The sequence below is a fragment of the Bacillus cereus group sp. Bce019 genome, from assembly GCF_051781745.1.
In the GTDB taxonomy this organism is placed as follows: Bacteria; Bacillota; Bacilli; order Bacillales; family Bacillaceae_G; genus Bacillus_A; species Bacillus_A cereus.
The window spans coordinates 1-267 of record NZ_JBPWJX010000159.1 but is presented as its reverse complement, the minus strand read 5'-3'; the positions used below and the strand labels follow the sequence as shown (position 1 = coordinate 267).

Sequence of the window (267 nt, the reverse complement as noted above, 5' to 3'; positions counted from 1 at the left end):
CCGCATCGAGCGGCCGGCCGCTTCGGGCGACGCGCCGGCCGAGCTGATCGGCCAGTTCTACCTCGACCCGCATGCGCGGCCGGGCAAGCGCCCCGGCGCCTGGATGGACGGCACGCGCGAGCGCTGGGCGCGGCCCGGCAGCGCGCTGCAGACGCCGGTGGCGCACCTGGTGTGCAATTTCGCACCGCCGCTGGACGGCCGCCCGGCGCTGCTGACGCACGACGACGTGCAGACCCTGTTCCACGAGTTCGGCCATGGCCTGCACCA

At 75.3% G+C, this 267-nt stretch carries 1 protein-coding gene; it reads left to right on the top strand.

All coding sequences use genetic code 11. From position 1 onward, the window contains the following. On the top strand, window positions 1–267 hold a 267-nt coding region (locus ACS2QP_RS27840), incomplete at both ends, for a M3 family metallopeptidase (RefSeq protein WP_438883079.1).